At 65.4% G+C, this 16095-nt stretch carries 9 protein-coding genes and 1 pseudogene; 2 read left to right on the forward strand and 8 right to left on the reverse strand.

Annotated elements, in window-relative coordinates:
* The first annotated feature begins 12 nt into the window (after positions 1-12).
* Entirely contained in the window at positions 13-471 is a 459-nt protein-coding gene (locus tag THI_RS13410) for a signal transduction histidine kinase (protein ID WP_013106794.1), read from the forward strand.
* Between the two features lie 55 nt (positions 472-526).
* Here THI_RS13410 and THI_RS13415 read toward each other — a convergent pair whose 3' ends face one another.
* The 3 genes from THI_RS13415 to THI_RS18925 all read right to left on the reverse strand — a co-directional run bounded on the left by THI_RS13415 (position 527) and on the right by THI_RS18925 (position 4942).
* Positions 527-2890 carry a thioredoxin domain-containing protein gene (locus THI_RS13415; protein ID WP_013106795.1) on the reverse strand — a complete coding sequence of 788 codons (2364 nt, stop codon included), beginning with the start codon at positions 2888-2890 and terminating at the stop codon, positions 527-529.
* Between the two features lie 5 nt (positions 2891-2895).
* Positions 2896-4164, reverse strand: coding sequence for a multifunctional CCA addition/repair protein (locus THI_RS13420; protein WP_041609019.1), 1269 nt, complete (start codon positions 4162-4164; stop codon positions 2896-2898).
* Between the two features lie 79 nt (positions 4165-4243).
* Positions 4244-4942 (reverse strand): carboxypeptidase-like regulatory domain-containing protein, encoded by a 699-nt coding sequence (locus tag THI_RS18925; protein WP_141130601.1) that lies wholly within the window; start codon positions 4940-4942, stop codon positions 4244-4246.
* A 279-nt stretch (positions 4943-5221) separates the two neighbouring features.
* Here THI_RS18925 and THI_RS13430 point away from each other — a divergent pair, with 279 nt between their 5' ends.
* A complete protein-coding gene (locus THI_RS13430) occupies positions 5222-7744 on the forward strand; it encodes a sensor domain-containing protein (protein ID WP_013106797.1) in 2523 nt (840 codons plus the stop codon).
* A gap of 106 nt (positions 7745-7850) precedes the next feature.
* On the opposite strand, the gene THI_RS13435 is transcribed toward THI_RS13430, so the two are convergent.
* The 5 genes and pseudogenes from THI_RS13435 to THI_RS13455 all read right to left on the reverse strand — a co-directional run bounded on the left by THI_RS13435 (position 7851) and on the right by THI_RS13455 (position 16076).
* A complete protein-coding gene (locus THI_RS13435) occupies positions 7851-9521 on the reverse strand; it encodes a long-chain-fatty-acid--CoA ligase (protein WP_013106798.1) in 1671 nt (556 codons plus the stop codon).
* Positions 9522-9630: 109 nt separating this feature from the next.
* Complete coding sequence (locus THI_RS13440) at positions 9631-11640, reverse strand: ATP-dependent helicase (protein ID WP_013106799.1); 2010 nt, start codon at positions 11638-11640, stop codon at positions 9631-9633.
* A gap of 432 nt (positions 11641-12072) precedes the next feature.
* Positions 12073-12723: pseudogene (locus THI_RS13445) on the reverse strand (glutathione S-transferase family protein); the annotation flags it as partial.
* Positions 12724-12840: 117 nt separating this feature from the next.
* Positions 12841-13833, reverse strand: a complete 993-nt coding sequence (locus tag THI_RS13450) for a complex I NDUFA9 subunit family protein (protein ID WP_013106801.1) — start codon at positions 13831-13833, stop codon at positions 12841-12843.
* Positions 13834-13976: 143 nt separating this feature from the next.
* On the reverse strand, positions 13977-16076 hold the full coding sequence (locus tag THI_RS13455; protein WP_050985954.1) for a lytic transglycosylase domain-containing protein: 2100 nt from the start codon (positions 16074-16076) through the stop codon (positions 13977-13979).
* Positions 16077-16095: the final 19 nt, after the last annotated feature.

Here is a 16095-nt window from a genome sequence, read left to right on the forward strand (position 1 = left end):
AAGGGAGCGAACATGAATTTGCGCAGCGGCCTGGTCATCCTGGTGATTGTGCTCATCGCCATCTTTTCCGCACTGAACTGGAGCGTGCTGATGGCGCCCACCGAACTATCGCTGGGCTTCACCACGGCGAAGGCGCCGCTGGGGCTGATCATGCTCGGGCTCATCGTGGCGCTAGCGGCGGTGTTCCTGATCTACATCGTGGTGCTACAGGCCGGGATGATGAGCGAATCGCGCCGCGTCGCCAAGGAGCTCAAGGCCCAGCGCGAACTGGCCGACAAGGCCGAAGCCTCGCGCTTCGACGAGTTGCGCCAGTTGCACAGCACCGACATGGACAAGCTGATCGCGCGCATCGACCAACTCGACCGCGAATTGCGCAGCGCCATTGAGGCCAATGCCAACGGCCTGAGCGCCGCTCTGGGCGAAATCGACGACCGCCTGCAACGCACGGGCACGCCGCGGCTGATGGGGTGACCACTCCCCCTCCCAACCTCCCCCATTGCGTGGAGGAGGAGTAAAAAAAGGCGCGCTACTCCCTCCCCATTTGTGGGGAGGGCTGGGGTGGGGAGGATGTCGGCGCGGTGATTGGCATCACGCTAGGCGCCAGACAGGTTGTGGCGTTACAGGCTTGCACCCGCAGCGCCAGCGCGGCGCGCTGAGCGGGCGTCAGGGCGGGTAGATCCAGCGTCACCCGCCCTTCCCACACAGCAATACCCTGAGGGGCGAAAGCCGGACGAAACAGCAGCGGCGGCGGATAGCGCACCCCCGGCAGCGGCTGGCCGCCGACCAGCAGGGTGGTAGCGATCAAATTCGGCTCGGTAGCCGGGTTCGCGTTGATGTGAAAGCTCGGTGCGATGTGCAATTGCAGCCGGTCGCTCGCCAACCATTTCACCTGTACCCGGTCTGAGGAACATGCGCCTTGCGGCAGACCCGAGCAGTCTGCAGGCCGGATGCGAGCTATCTGCTGCGGCGACGCAAACACCGCTCGCCCCGCAGCACTACCCAGCGTCTGCAGCAGATCGGGCCAATCGAGCGGGCGCGCCTGCACTTGCAGCGCCAGGGGCCGCAGCGCGCGGCGCGCCGCATCAGCCCAATGCGCCTGCCCGGTGCGCTGCGCCAATTCAAGCAGCACGGCAATGGCCGCGCTCTGCCCCGAAGGCCGATGCACATCGCCCTGCAAGGGCGTGGGGAAGGGCAAGGCATCGGATGTGGGCGCCGAACGCAGGCTGCCATCTGGCGCGGCAAACCGCTGCAGCATGGCCGCGACCAGATCGCTGGCGCGCTGGCTCCAGCGCGCATCGTGCTGCACGCTGGCGAGGGTGAGATAGGCGCGGGCAAGCTCGGCGTAATCGTCGAGAAAACCGGGATTGCCGACGTGCCCGCCCGCCCATTGATGCACCAGCAGACGCTGACGCGGGTTCCAGGCGTGCTGCCACTCCCAGTCGGCCGCGCGCACGGCGGCCTCAGTCAGCGTGCGGTCGTCCAGCACCATGCCCGCCTGAGCCAGCGCGCGGATGGCCATCGCGTTGTCGGCGGTGACGATCTTGTCATCGCGCCGCGGCTGCGGGCGATGGTTGCGCGCGGCCAGCAGGGCGCGGCGCTGCGGCGCGAGTTGTTCCAGCCGCGCGACCCACTGCCCCTGCCGCAGCAGGTGCTCGGCCACGTCGCGCCGCTGGCGCAGCACGCCGGATTCGCTTCCCGGGTGCACGGTCGTGAGCGCATAGAGCGCAAACCACGCCTGCGCCTGCTGCGGGCCGAGCACGCCGTCGATCTGGGCGGTCGTCCACAGATCGGTGGCGCCTTCCACCCCGCCGGTCTCGGCGGCGATGGCCGTGGCGAACACGCCTTGTGGCAGGCGCAGATCGCGCAGCAAAAAGCGCGCGGTGCGCTGCGCCGTCCAGCGCAGGTCGGGCAGCCGGGTCTGCGCGTAGGCCCGCGCATAGACCGAGAGCAGTTGGGCGTTGTCCGACAGCATCATCTCGAAATGCGGCACCGACCAGCCGGGATCGACGGCGTAGCGGCGAAAACCGCCGCCGAGTTGATCCATCAGCCCGCCCTGCGCCATAGCCTGCAGCGTGAACACCGCGGCATACGTCGCTTTCGGCTCGCCCGCGCCGCCACGCGCCAACATCCAGGCCAGCAGCGGCGGCTGCGGAAAACGCGCGGCAGAAGTGGCTGAGGCGAAACCGCCGTCGAGGGCGTCGAAGCGGTGAAGCGCCTCGGTCTGCGCGGTCTGCGTCCAGGCCGCAGGGTCGATCGGCGCCGAGGCATCGCCCGAAATGGCCGCAGCTTGCATGGCCTGCGCGATCTGCGCGGCGATGCGCTTGACCTCGGCCGGATGCTGCGTCCAGTTCTTGTGCAAGGTCGCAAGCAGGGTGGGAAAGCCCTCCTGCTGCGCCGTGGCCTTGGGCGGGAAGTAGCTGCCGATGTAGAACGGCTGCAGATCGGGGGTGAGGAAGACATTGTTCGGCCAGCCGCTGTCGCGCGTCATGATTTGCCGCGCCAGCATGTAGATGTGGTCGATGTCGGGCCGCTGTTCGCGGTCGACCAGCACGTTGACGAACCAGCGGTTCATCAACGCGGCGATCTGCGGGTTGCGGTAAAGCTCGCGCTGCGCCACATGGCACCAGTAACAGGCCGAGTAGCCGATGGAGAGATAGATGGGCTTGTTCTCGCGCCGCGCCTCGTCCAGCGCCTGCGCCCCCCAGGGGTACCAGTCCACTGGGTCATGGGCGTGTTCCTGCAGGTAAGGATCGTGCGAATCCGAGAGATGATTGGTGCGCGGCGTCGCCGCCTGCGCGGCCACGCCCCCGGCGAAAAGGAAGCAAAGCGCCGCACCGCGCAACCACGCGATCCAGCCCGAGCGGCCCGATGGGAAATGCTGCGACACCATGGCGTTCAGCCTGCCATGATGGGGGGCAGTTGCAGCGCCACAGCCTGCTCGCGCGCAGCTTGCACCGCCTGCGCAATTGCCGTGGCCTTGCCGCCCGATTGCGTCACTTGCTGAGCGATCGCCCCCGCGTCCACGCCCTGCGCCGCATCCAGTGCGGCCAGCAAGCGCGCGCGTTGCGGATACGGTTGCTGCGGAAAATCGCCGCCGCGACCGCGATGATCGGCTTCGCAGGCCAGCAGCGCCTGCGCGAATCGCTCCGGTCGGCGCAAGGCGTCGCAGCGCTGCAGTAGACGCAGTGTGGCCTCGGCGCCCAAGCCCAGACAGCGGTGAATATTGCCGTGCTCGGCAGCCACCACGGCGGCCAGCTCGGCGCAGTCGGTCGGCACGCGCAGTCTCCGCGCCACTTCGGCCGCCAGCGCCACGCTGCGCTGCTCGTGTCCGATATGGCGCGGCAGCACGTCCTTCGGGGTCGTACCCTTGCCAAGATCGTGCATCAGACAAGCCCAGCGCACTGCAAGCGGAGCGTCGAGTGCGACCGCCGCCTGCAGCACCAGCATGACGTGCACCCCGGTGTCGATCTCGGGGTGATAGTCGGCCCGCTGCGGCACGCCCCACAGACGGTCCACCTCCGGCAGCAACCGCGCGAGCGCGCCGCAATCGCGCAGCACCGCGAACAGGCGCTGCGGCTGCGGCTCCATCAGGCCGCGCGCCAGTTCCTGCCACACCCGCTCGGGCACCAGCGCGTCCACCTCGCCCGCATGCACCATGTGGCGCATCAAGTCCATGGTTTCGGGGGCGACGGAAAAATCGCCGAAGCGCGCCGCGAACCGCGCCAGCCGCAGAATGCGCACCGGGTCTTCCGCAAACGCCGCCGACACATGCCGCAACACCCGCGCCTGCAGATCGCGTTGGCCGCCGTAGGGATCGATAAGCGTGCCATCCGCCGCGCGCGCCATGGCGTTGATGGTGAGGTCGCGGCGCAACAAATCTTCCTCCAGCGTGACCTCGGGCGCCGCCTGCACGACAAATCCCCGATAGCCCGGCGCCGTCTTGCGCTCGGTGCGCGCCAGCGCGTATTCCTCGTGGGTTTGCGGATGCAGAAACACCGGAAAGTCGCGCCCCACCGGCAGGAACCCGGCATCGATCATCTGCTGCGGCGTCGCCCCCACCGCCACCCAGTCGCGGTCGCCATGCGGACGCCCGAGCAAGGCATCACGCACCGCTCCGCCGACGACATAGGAGCGACCGGGAGGATGAACGACAGAAGAAGTCATGCCGGTCAGTGTAAAAGCCCGCGGCCAAATGGAAACAGGCCGCCCGAGGCGGCCTGTTTCCATTCAAGTCACTTTATGCTCACGGCAACGAGGCTAGCCACGGCCCTTTGTCCGTATTGCCGCTGTTCTGCCATGTGCCATTTGCTGACTTGTTGGTCGCATCGAACTGACCGATATACGTGGCACCTGTGCTCGTGTTGCCCATAAACTGCCCTTGATCATTCAAGGCTCCGGTCAAGGTGAAAGACCCGTACAAGTTGGAAGTGCAGTTGTTCACATTTTGGGTTGCGTCGATCACTCCTGATTGATTGACGACTACCGTGCAACTACCAGAATCACCGCCGGACGGCAACGAAGATGAGTAGCTTGCCGTCCAAGTACCAGCAAAGGCTGCTAACGAGGACGTCGTACCAGGATTGAGATTCACCCCCGTGCTGGGCTGATCGGGATTCCAACTATTCACAACAGTGTCGCTGCCGATTGGCGCCGTAATGACTACGGCATTGTTTCCACAAGCCGTGGTCGACAACACATAACTGCCATCACTGGTCGTTTTGTTGGGAGAAGTGGAACAAACCTGTCCAGTTGCTGGGTTGGTCGCCGTGACGTAGACATCGGAGACGCCACCTCCAGAACTGTTTGTCACCTTGCCTGAAACACAATCCGCCGTGCAGGTCGCAGGTGCTGTTCCTCCACCCCCACCCCCACCACACCCCGCCAGAAGCGCCACCAAGCCCAACACGGCTACATGCCGGTAGTTCCACATCACGTTTTTCATACCCCCTCCGATTATGTTTTTCAATGAACTGAATCGCCCAACCCTCCTGCTTGGCGGCGATGTGGATGAAATTGTCCAACTTTCGAACAGCCAATTTTTCCGGCGTTTCAAAAATTGACACATTTCGCCAAATCCTCCGCAGCTTACCCCTGCTACGCTGCTTCGCTTAGACTTTACAAAGTCGCAAACAACGACAAACAGCGATATGAGCCCGGTCATCGAAATTCGTATTGAATAGTGACCGTTCCTCTTCATTTTTCTGCAGGAACATCCCGGCATATGGGGCAAGAAACACAAGCGCGAGTTGCCGACTCCTGGTGCGAGGACATTGCACAGTGGGCGGAGCATTTGCCGCTGATGGCCGCTTGTTTCGATGCGCACAGCCACTTGTTGTATTGCAATACGGCGTATGCGAACTGGCTGGGCAAGACCCCGGCGGAACTGCTGGGCAAGTCGCTGGATGCCTTGGTTCCGCATGAAACGCTGGTCACCATCACGCAACCCATTGTCGCCGTGCTGCGCGGCGAGATCGCGCAATACGAACGCCAGGGGCATCACGCAGGACGCCAGGCGAAAAGATGGCTGCGGGTGCGGCTGGTGCCTTTTCCGCCCGATGAACAAGGCGCGGTACTCGGCTATTTCTGCTTCATGCAGGACACCACCCGACTGCATGCCAGCGACACCTCGCTCGACCTGCTGCGCACCAGTCCGGGACTGACGGTCTGGGAACTCGATCTGCAGACCGGGCAATTGCACGCCGAGCAGAACTGGCTCGACGAGGCGCACCGGCATGAGCCCAAGACCTTCACCATTCCGGAATGGATGGGCCATGTGGCGCCAGCCGATCTGCCCGCGCTGGAACAGGCGATTGCGCGCATCAGTGCCCCCGATGGTTTTGTGCAGACGGTCGAGACCCGCTTCATCCGCGTGGACGGCAGCACAGTGACCACCATGAACCACGGCATGGTGCGCGAGCGCGGGCCCGATGGCGTCGCCACGCGCATCTTCGGCCTGACCTGGGATATCACCGAGTTGCGGCAAACGCAGACCCGGCTGCAGCGCAGCGAGAGCCGCTTTCGCATGCTGGCGGAGTTGTCGAGCGAGTGGTTCTGGGAGTCCGACCCCAACGATGTCCTGACCTACATCACCCGCAGCTCGCGCCGCGCTAGCGAGTCTCCTCTGGCAACGCTCAATCTGGTGGGGCACAACCTCAATTCGCTCTATCCGGGGCAGGAGTTTTCACCGGAGTGGGCGCAACTGCGCTTTCTCATGGAAGAACATGAAGAGGTGCGCGATCTCATCGTGCCATTCCGCCTCGGGCCGGATCAGGCCTTGCTGTGGTGGCGGATCGACGCCTCGCCGATGATCGACCATCTCGGTCTGTTTCAGGGTTACCGCGGCGTGGTGCGCGACGTCACCAAGGCGCACCAAGCCGAAGAAAAACTCGAACTTGCCGCCTATCGCGATACGCTCACCGGCCTGGCCAACCGCACCCTGTTCGAAAAGCATGTGGAAGACGCAATTGCCGTCACCCCGCCGGGACAGAGCTTCGCGGTGCTCTTCATCGACCTCGACCGTTTCAAGCTGATCAACGACGCGCTGGGCCACGCCGTCGGCGACAAGGTCCTGGTGGAAACCGCGCAGCGCCTGGTGCAGCTCGCCCGGCCCAACAACACCGCCGCGCGCTTTGGCGGCGACGAATTCCTCATCCTGGCCCGCGACGCGCATGACGCCGCGCAGGCCCTGCGCATGGCCATGCTGGTGCAGCAGTCGCTCGGCGAGCCCATGCACCATGCCGAGCGCACCCTGCAGACCACCGCGAGCATCGGGGTAGCGGTGTTCCCGCAGCACGGCCGCACCACGGCCGAACTGCTGGGGCGCGCGGATGCGGCGATGCATGAGTCCAAGATGCTGGGGCGCAATCGCGTGGAGTCGTTCTCGGTGGCGTTGCAGTCGCGCATCGAACGCCGCTCGCAACTGGAAGAAGAGCTGCGCGCGGCCATTGCCAACCGGCGCTTCGAGGTGCATTTCCAGCCCATTTGGTCACGCAAGCAAAACGTGCTGCTGCACGACGACTCCGCCACGCTGGAGATCCTGCGCAGCGCCTACGAGATCGCTGGGGTCGAGGCTCTGGCGCGTTGGACGCGCGGCAACGGCGAGCGCGTGCAGCCCGACGAGTTCATCACCATCCTGGCCGACTGCGGCCTGCTCGACAGCTTCGGCCCGGTGATGATGTCCGTCGCCCTGGAGGGCTTCGCGCGCCTGCGCAAGGAACAAGGCTTCACAGGCACCATGGCCTACAACGTGTCGCCGCGACAACTGCATGTGAACGCCTGCGTGTCCTGCATCTTCGACATGGCGGCCAGTTTCGACGTGCCACGCGACAAGCTGGTACTCGAACTCACCGAAAACGTGGAAATCGAGCACAACCCCGACCTGCTCGCGGTGTTCGAGCAATTCCGCCAGATGGGCGTGCAGCTCTCGCTCGACGACTTCGGCGTGGGCTATTCCAACCTCGGCTATCTCACCCGCCTGCCGGTGTCGCAGATCAAGATCGACCGCGCCATTGCCTCGGGCGTGAGCACCGACCGCTTCAAAGCCGCCATCGCCCGCGCCACCCTCACCATGGCCAAGACCCTCAACCTGGAAGTGGTGGCCGAGGGTGTGGAAACCGTCGCCGACCTGCTGTGGATGGAGCGCGCGGGCTGCCCGATGATTCAGGGCTGGGTATTCTCCCGCGCCCTCAATCTGCAGCAGACCCTGAACCTGCTGCGCGACCTGCGCACCCAGCAAACCCACTGACGCCCGCCACACCCAGGACAGGAACACGCCGCCGCCGCAGGGCCGCCCCAAGGCGACGGCAGCCCCCTCGGGGGGCAGCGCAGGCGAAGCCGGAGTGTGGGGGCTCCTACTCCGGACGCAGCTCCCGCCGCAGAATCTTGCCGACCGGCGTCTTGGGCAGTTCGCCGCGGAACTCAATGAACTTGGGCCGCTTGTAGCCGGTGAGTTGCTCGTGCAGGAAATCGCGCAGTTGCGCTTCAGTCAGCGCCGGATCTTTTTTCACCACGAACAGCTTGACCGCCTCGCCGGAATTCGCGTCAGGCACGCCCACCGCGGCGGCTTCGAGCACGCCGGGATGCATCACCGCCACGCCCTCGATCTCGTTGGGATAGACGTTGAAGCCCGACACCAGAATCATGTCTTTCTTGCGGTCGATGATTTTCACGAAGCCCCGCGCATCGATCTCGCCGATATCGCCGGTGCGTAAAAAGCCGTCGGCGGTAAAGGTGCTGGCGGATTCTTCCGGGCGGTTCCAGTAGCCGCGCATCACCTGCGGCCCGCGCAAGGCAATTTCTCCGGGCAGACCGGGCGCCACTTCGCGGCCGTTGTCGTCCACCAGTTGCAACTCAGTGGACGGAATCGGCATACCGATGGTGCCGCTGTAGCGGTCGGTATCGGTGGGGTTGCAGATGGCCGAGGGCGAGGTTTCAGACAGGCCGTAGCCTTCACAAATGGGGCAGCCGGTGCGCTCCAGCCAGCGCTTGGCCACGGCCTCCTGCACGGCCATGCCGCCGCCCAGGCACATTTTCAACGCCTTCCAGTTCACCGTGTCGAAGTCCGGGTGGTTGAGCAGGCCGTTGAACAGCGTGTTCACCGCCGGGAAGGAGTGCACCTCGTACTTCGCCAGTTCCTTCAGCGTGGCCGGTAAGTCGCGCGGGTTGGGGATGAGAATCATCATGCCGCCCTCGTGGGCGCTGAGCATCATGATCACGGTGAAAGCGAAGATGTGATAGAGCGGCAGCGCGCAGATGGTGTTGAGTTGCTTTCCAGCAGGCAGCTTGCCCAGCGCCGGGGCATACCAGGCGGCGGACTGCACGATATTGGCGACGATATTGCGGTGAGTGAGCGTGGCGCCCTTGGCCACGCCGGTGGTGCCGCCGGTGTATTGCAGCAGGGCCACGTCTTCCGCCCCCACCTGCGGCGGACTGAAGGACAAGCCAGACCCTTGACCGAGCGCCGCCTTCCAGGCCACATGGCCCGGCAGCGACCAGCGCGGCACCAGCCGCTTTTTGTGTCGCACCACATAGTTGACGATGGCGCCCAGCGGAAAACCCAGGGTTTCGCCCATATTCGCCACGATCACGTGACGCACTGCGGTGCGGTCGATGACCTGCTGCAGGGTATGGGCGAAGTTTTCGAGGATGACGATGGCCACCGCCCCGCTGTCCTTGAGCTGGTGTTCGAGTTCACGCGGGGTGTAGAGCGGGTTGACGTTGACCACCACCAGCCCGGCGCGCAGCGCGGCGGCGACCGCCACCGGATATTGCGGCACATTGGGCATCATGATCGCCACGCGGTCGCCCTTGTTCAGCCCCAGCGATTGCAGATAAGCCGCCAACGCGGTGCTTTGCGCCTCCCACTGCGCGTAAGTCGTCTTGTGCCCCATGAAGGCGTAGGCGGGACGCTCGGCGTAGGCCTTGAAGCTGCGCTCCAGCAGCGCTCCAACATTGGAAAAAATGTCCGGGTCGATGTCCGCAGGCACGCCTGCGGGATAGTTCGCCAGCCAGATCCGCTCCATGAACTGTCTCCTGCTTTGTTTTGAATGCAGCGCAACGGAAAAAAGCACGCCCGTTCGATTTCCAGAACATAGCCGATTCGGGGCGATTCGGCTAGGGGCTGCGCCCTGATCAAGTCTTCGCTTCAGCCTCAGCAGCGGCAGCGCTTTCCTCGGCCGCCGCCGCACCCAGTCGGCTGCGCAGGGCGGCGATGCGCGCCATTGCGGCGTCCTTGTTGCTGGTCTTGGGCTGCCCAGTCTGCATTTCACCGATGAAGCGGCTGGGGCTGCGCCCCGCCGCGCCGCGCCCCTGCTTGCGCTTCTGGCACCAGCTCAGCACCAGGGTCTGGCGCGCGCGGGTCACGCCCACATACATCAGGCGGCGTTCTTCTTCCAGCGTGGTGTCGGTCAGCGGCCGGTCGTCGGTGAAAAACGGCAGCAGACCTTCCTCGCAGCCGGCCAGCACCACATGCGGCCACTCCAGTCCTTTGGCGGCGTGCAGGGTGCACAGGGTCACGGCGTCGCGCTGCTCGCCGCGCTCCTGTAACTGGGTGATGAGCGAAATGGTCTGGGCGATCTGGGTGAGGCCAACCTTGTCTTCTTCGGCCTTGCGCTCGATCCAGCCGCAAAAGTCGTCCACGTTCTTCCAGCGCTGCTCGGCCTCGCGCGGGTTGTCGCTGTGCTCTTCCAGCCAGGCGCGAAAGCCGATGGTTTCGAGCATCTCGCGCAGCAACTCACCCGCCGGCGCGGTGCGGGCGCGCCATTCGATGTCGTGCAGCAGACGGCCAAACTCGCGCAGATGATCGGCAGGGCGCGCGCCCACCGCGGCAGGCATGGAATCTCGGAACAGCGCCTCGAACATCGACACTTTCCATTGCCCGGCGAAGGTGCTCAGCGCCGCCAGGGTTTGCGGCCCGATGCCCCGGCGCGGCGTGGTAACGGCGCGCAGAAAGGCGGGATCGTCGTCGGGATTGGCCAGCAGCCGCAGATAGGCGCAGACGTCCTTGATCTCGGCCCGGTCGAAAAAGCTCTGCCCGCCGCTGACCACATAGGGGATGTTGGCGCGGCGCAGCGCCTGCTCCAGCGGACGCGACTGGTGATTGGCGCGGTAGAGCACGGCGATGTGCGCCAGTTCGGCATTACGCCCGCTGCGCAGCGCCTGGATGCGCGCGGCCACCATCTGCGCCTCTTCGTCTTCATTCTGCGCGGCGCGCACCTCCACCGCCTCGCCCTCGCCATGCTCGCTCCACAGACTCTTGGGGTAGAGCTTGGGGTTGCTGTGGATAATGGCGTTGGCCGCCCGCAGAATGGCGTTGGTCGAGCGGTAGTTTTGCTCCAGCTTGATGACTTCGAGCGTGGGCCAGTCGGTCTGCAGGCGGCGCAGATTGTCCAGCGTGGCGCCGCGCCAGCCGTAGATGCTCTGGTCGTCGTCGCCCACTGCGGTAAATCGCCCTTTGTCGCCCACCAGCAGACGCAGCAAGTCGTACTGCGCGGCGTTGGTGTCCTGGTATTCATCCACCAGCAGATAGCGCAGCTTGTTCTGCCAGTGCTCGCGCACGTCGGCGTGCTGCTGCAACAGGGTGACGGGCAGCCAGATCAGGTCGTCGAAATCGACCGCCTGATAGGCCTGCAGCATGTCGGCATAACGCGCGTACACCTTGGCAGCCACGCGCTCGTCGTCGTTCTCGGCCACGCGCGCCGCCGCTTCGGGCGTGAGCATGGCGTTTTTCCACAGGCTGATGGTCCACTGCCAGCGCCGCGCCTGGGCGTTATCGGTGGTGGCGCCGGCATCGCGCAGCAGGCCGGTGACGTCGTCGGCCGCGAGGATGGAGAACTTGGGCTTCAACCCCAGCGCCTGCCCGCTTTCGCGCAACATGCGCACGCCTAAAGCGTGGAAGGTGGAGATCGCGAGCTTGCTGGCCACGCCGCGCTTGTCCACCAGTTGCGCCGCACGCTCGCGCATTTCGGCTGCCGCCTTGTTGGTGAAGGTGATGGCCGCGATCTGATCGGGCTCAAGCCCAGCGCGCAGCAGCCGCCCGATCTTGTGCGTAATGACCCGCGTCTTACCGCTGCCCGCCCCGGCGATGACGAGGCAAGGCCCGGACAGATGGGCGACGGCACGTTCCTGGGCAGCGTTGAGCATGAGGCAGTTGAAGACGCAAAGCGGTGCAGTGTAAGACCCGCACCGCAGCGCGAATCAAACCACGGCCCGGTCAACCTTCACCTTGGCGTAGGAACGCTCAACTCGGGCGACGCGGACTGCATAGTCGACATACCACTTGGCCTTGCCCAGGTCTTGCGCGCCAAGGTGTTCGACCTGTTGTTTCCAGCGGGCCACCGCATCTAGGGACGACCAATAAGACACGGTGATGCCAAAGCCGTCTGCGCGCCGGACGCTCTCGATCCCAAGGTAGCCCGCTTGTTGGGGCGCCAATTCGGCCATGCGCCGTGACATGGCCTCATAGCCAGCGTCGTCCGCGGACCGTAGGGATGAAAAAATCACAGCGAAATACGGAACCTGCGCATCAAAGCAGGCTATGGGAGAAGCCGCATGACTCTCACTGGCCAGTGCCCCTTGCGCCCGGTAAGTCTCATCCGCGGGCAAGAAAACCCCCTCGGCCCTGGCTTGCGTCATCCACTTGGCCACCGCCGGAAGGGCGGCAACGGTTTGCACATAACGCCAGGCCCAGTCCGGCAGCGTGGGGCGGTAGGTGACAAAACGCATGCAGACCGGGGCGTAGAACGCATCGACCAGGCCGAATGCGCCGAAGAGGAAGGGGCCGCCGCTGGTCTGCAGCGCGCCTTGCCACATGCGCAGGATCTGGTCGATGTCGCGCTGCACGGCCGGGTTCCAGCCCCGCCCCGGCAGATCGGCCTCGATGTTCATCACCATGTGCTCGCGCAAGGCGCCAAAGCCGCTGTGCATGCTGGCGCACAGGCAGCGAGCCAGCGCCCGCTCGGCCACGTCGCGCGGCCAGAGTGCGAGCTCCGGAAAACGCTCGGCCAGGTATTCGCCGATGGCCAGCGAGTCCCAGATGCGCAGATCGCCGTCTTCGAGCACCGGCACCTTCGCCACGGGCGAGAGGGGCGACAACTGCGCGGCAAACTCGGGCGTGTCGAGCCAGTGCGGGCGTTCTTCGAAGGGAATGCCAAACGCGGTCATCGCCACCCAGGGGCGCATGGACCAGGAGGAATAATTTTTGTTGCCGATGTGCAGGATGAACATGACGGTCCTTCGCGCGGGAGATAAAGGCCGCCATTGTCCCGCCCGACCCCGCGCTTTCCAAACCGTTTTTTCGCATGGCCGCCATGCGGGCGGCGCATGGTGGATGCCCTTGGAAAATCAGCGCCCCGCAGTCGCCCGCATCGGCCCGTATTCCGACTCCTGATACTTGGGGTCGAGGTAGGTGGGGGCGATGGCCTCCAAAGACTCGGGGTGCGGCACGCCGAGCTCCGGCGCGAAGCCGGGCATGGCCCCGCTGCACACGCTGTCGACCTTCATCGAGTCGAGGTTGTCACGGCTCATCACCGGCTCGCCTGGGGCCAGTTCCATCATCAGCGCCTGCAGCCGTCCCAGCGCGTCGGGCAGGGGGATGATGCTGCGCCCTCTGCCGCCGCCCACCCGCGCCCACTGGCCGGAAAGCCGCACCAGTTCGGCCAAGGTGTAGGTGCCCGGGCCACAAAGTTCGTAAGTCTGGCCGAGGGTTTCACGCGCCTGCGGGCCCACGAGGCTGCTGGCAAACGCCGTGACCACGTCGCCGACGTACACCGGGGCAAAACGGGTTTTCGCCCCGGCCAGCGGCACGACCGGAAACACCCGCTGCAGCTTGGCGAAGGTATTGAGAAAGTTGTCTTCGGGGCCGAACACCACCGAGGGCCGAAAAATAGTGAGGTCGATCCCGGCCTGCGCCTTGAGCGCCGCCTCGCCGTCGCCCTTGGAACGCAGATACATCGACGGCCCTTTGGAATCGGCCCCGAGCGCGCTCATGTGTACCACGCGGCGCACGCCCTGCTGCGCGCAGGCGGCGGCGATGCGGCGCGGCAAATCGACATGCGCGCGGGCGAAGTCGGCGCCGTAGGGCTGGCCGCGCCTGCCTTGCAGAATGCCCACGAGGTTGACCACGGCGTCGCGCCCGGCCACCAGTTTGGCCAGCTTGGCGTCATCATGCACATCGATCTCGACCACATCGACCAGCGGCAGTTGCACCAGATGACGGGCGCGCTGACGGCGGCGGGTGGGCACGGTGACGAAATGATTGGCCAGCGACAGGGCGTTGACCAGGCGGCTGCCAATGAAACCGCTGCCGCCGATGACGAGAATGTTCTGCTGCTGCATGAGAGTTCCTGAAAGATCGCGACAGGGCAAAGTGTGCCAGAACCCCGCCGGAAGGGGAATGCGCCGCATCAAGCCCCGGCACCCCGTGTTGCCGCGCAAGGAAACGTGGGGGCGCTCAGTGCGGACTGCTCAGTGCGGATTACTCAGGGCCGATTGCCTTGATTGCTCGCCAGCATGGCGTCGGGCGAGCCCACATCGCCCAGTCTGGCCTTGAGCGACTGCGGCTTGCCGCTGAGGATGGCGGCGTACACCGTGGCGTTGGCCAGCACGCGCTTGACGTAATCGCGGGTTTCGGGAATGGGAATGTTTTCGGCGAAGATGGCGCCGGGCAGCAGCGGCTGATCGGGCAGGCCCATATTGCGCCAGCGCAGCGGCCGCCCCGGCCCGGCGTTGTAGCCCGCGGCGGCCAGCGCCTCGGAGCCATCGAACTGCTGCAGCAGCCCGCCGAGGTAGGCGCTGCCGAGTTGCACATTCACCCCCACGTCGGCGATCTGGTCGTGGCTGTAATCGGTCAGGCCGATCTTGCGCGCCACCAGTTTGGCGGTGGCCGGCATGAGTTGCATCAGCCCCGAAGCGCCCACCCACGACTTGATATTGGCGATAAAGCGCGACTCCTGCCGGATCAGGCCGTAGAGAAAAGCCTCGTTCACGTCTTCGGCCGCAGAGGCCTTGCCGATGGCTTCACGGTAAGGCATGGCGTAGCGCTGGGCGATGTCCACCCCGCCCGTCACCCGTTCGCTGGTGTTGATGCAGCGATCCCAGAGCTGTTGCTGGCAGGCCAGTTCGGCTGCGCCCTGCATTTGCTGGTTGTCGAGCCCGCGCAGCGAAAAATTCCATTCGCGCACCGCCTCGTTGCGCAGGTCGATGCTGAACAAGGCCAGAGAGCGCTGCAGCCCCGGCCGCGCCGCTTGCTGCGCAACGACCGACAAAGGCGCCGGGGGCAGGGAAGCCGGCAGGCTGACCTTCATGCCCAGCGCGTCGGTAGCGAGCTGGCCGTAAAAATCCCAGGGATTCGCCACCTCGGCCAGCAGCGCGCGGCCCTCGATCGGGTGGCCGAGTTTTTCGAGCGCGCGGGCGTGCCAGTAGCGCCAAGACAGATCTTTGTCGCCCTGATCGATCAGCGTGCGCGTGGCGCTGCGCACCAGCGGCCAGTCTTGCGCGCGCAGCGCGGCGCGCACCTGCCATTCGAGCACCGTGGTCGAAGGCACAAAGGCCGGATCGGCCTGGCCCATGCGGGCATACCAGCGGGCGGCTTCGGGCTGCAGACCCAGCGCGGCCGACAGACCGATGCGTCCCCAGATCTGGGCCCGGTCTCGCGAGGGTAGCGCGGAGAAATTCTCTTGCAGCAGGCGTGCGGCCTGCCCTGGATCTTGCCGCGCCATGCTCAGCAGCGCCAGCACCAGATATTGCCGCTGATCGGCGTTGGCGATCGCCGCAGACGGCCCCCGCCGCACCACATCGAGCAGGTAGCGCACTGCGTCGGAGTCGGTCTGCGCCAGAATGCGCCAGCTTCCGGTCGGCAGAAAAGGCGCGAGCAGATCGCGCGCCTGCTTGGCGCGGCCGTCTTCGTAAAACCGGCGCATACGCTGCCACAGCATCTCGCGCGGCATGGCGCCGTCTTGCAGCAGCGCGCTGGCCGCACTGTTGCAGCCCACGCCGCCATAGCGCTGATCCATCCACAGCTTGAACACCTGCGCCGTCACGTCGGCATGCTGGGTGACGAACTGGCTCTGCAGGTCATAGCACTGCACCTGCGGGTCGTCGCGCATGATGAAGTGCGGATAGACGCGGTTGAAATCGGTCCAGTCTTCGCGCTTGCCCAGCTCTAACAGCCAGTCGTTGCGCAGACGGTCGAGCACATAAGTGTGCGGATAGGCGCGGGCGAAGGCGTCGAAATCGGCTTGCGTGGCTTCGGAGAGCGTGGGCTTGATCGCCCAGTAAGCCACCCAGGGTTCGAGCAGCGTGCCCTTGAGTTGCCGCAGGGCATCGAGCGCGGGCTGCGGGTCGCCGCGCTGCGTGGCCTTTTGCGCGGCCAGCAGCAACTGCGCCTGATCGAGCGGAATGACGGGCATGGCCGGCATGACCACCGGCGCCGCGCTCACGCTGGCCTGCGCAGCGGGCGCCGCCGCACGGGCGGCGATGGGCGCAGACTGCGCCATCGCCAGCGGTGTGAGCACACTCAAACCCAGCCCGCCGAAACAACGCGCGAAGCGGCGCAAAATAAGCGGCAACAACCGATTCATTCTCATAGGACGTCAGCTT

The sequence above is a fragment of the Thiomonas arsenitoxydans genome, from assembly GCF_000253115.1.
Taxonomy (GTDB): Bacteria; Pseudomonadota; Gammaproteobacteria; order Burkholderiales; family Burkholderiaceae_C; genus Thiomonas; species Thiomonas arsenitoxydans.

What these genes read in the sequence shown, in the direction of transcription:
- THI_RS13415 (WP_013106795.1), bottom strand. Translation starts at nt 2,890, where the DNA reads ATGGTGTCGCAGCATTTCCCATCGGGCCGCTCGGGCTGGATCGCGTGG.
- THI_RS13410 (WP_013106794.1), top strand. Translation starts at nt 13, where the DNA reads ATGAATTTGCGCAGCGGCCTGGTCATCCTGGTGATTGTGCTCATCGCC.
- THI_RS13420 (WP_041609019.1), bottom strand. Translation starts at nt 4,164, where the DNA reads ATGACTTCTTCTGTCGTTCATCCTCCCGGTCGCTCCTATGTCGTCGGC.
- THI_RS18925 (WP_141130601.1), bottom strand. Translation starts at nt 4,942, where the DNA reads ATGAAAAACGTGATGTGGAACTACCGGCATGTAGCCGTGTTGGGCTTG.
- THI_RS13435 (WP_013106798.1), bottom strand. Translation starts at nt 9,521, where the DNA reads ATGGAGCGGATCTGGCTGGCGAACTATCCCGCAGGCGTGCCTGCGGAC.
- THI_RS13455 (WP_050985954.1), bottom strand. Translation starts at nt 16,076, where the DNA reads ATGAATCGGTTGTTGCCGCTTATTTTGCGCCGCTTCGCGCGTTGTTTC.
- THI_RS13450 (WP_013106801.1), bottom strand. Translation starts at nt 13,833, where the DNA reads ATGCAGCAGCAGAACATTCTCGTCATCGGCGGCAGCGGTTTCATTGGC.
- THI_RS13440 (WP_013106799.1), bottom strand. Translation starts at nt 11,640, where the DNA reads ATGCTCAACGCTGCCCAGGAACGTGCCGTCGCCCATCTGTCCGGGCCT.
- THI_RS13430 (WP_013106797.1), top strand. Translation starts at nt 5,222, where the DNA reads ATGGGGCAAGAAACACAAGCGCGAGTTGCCGACTCCTGGTGCGAGGAC.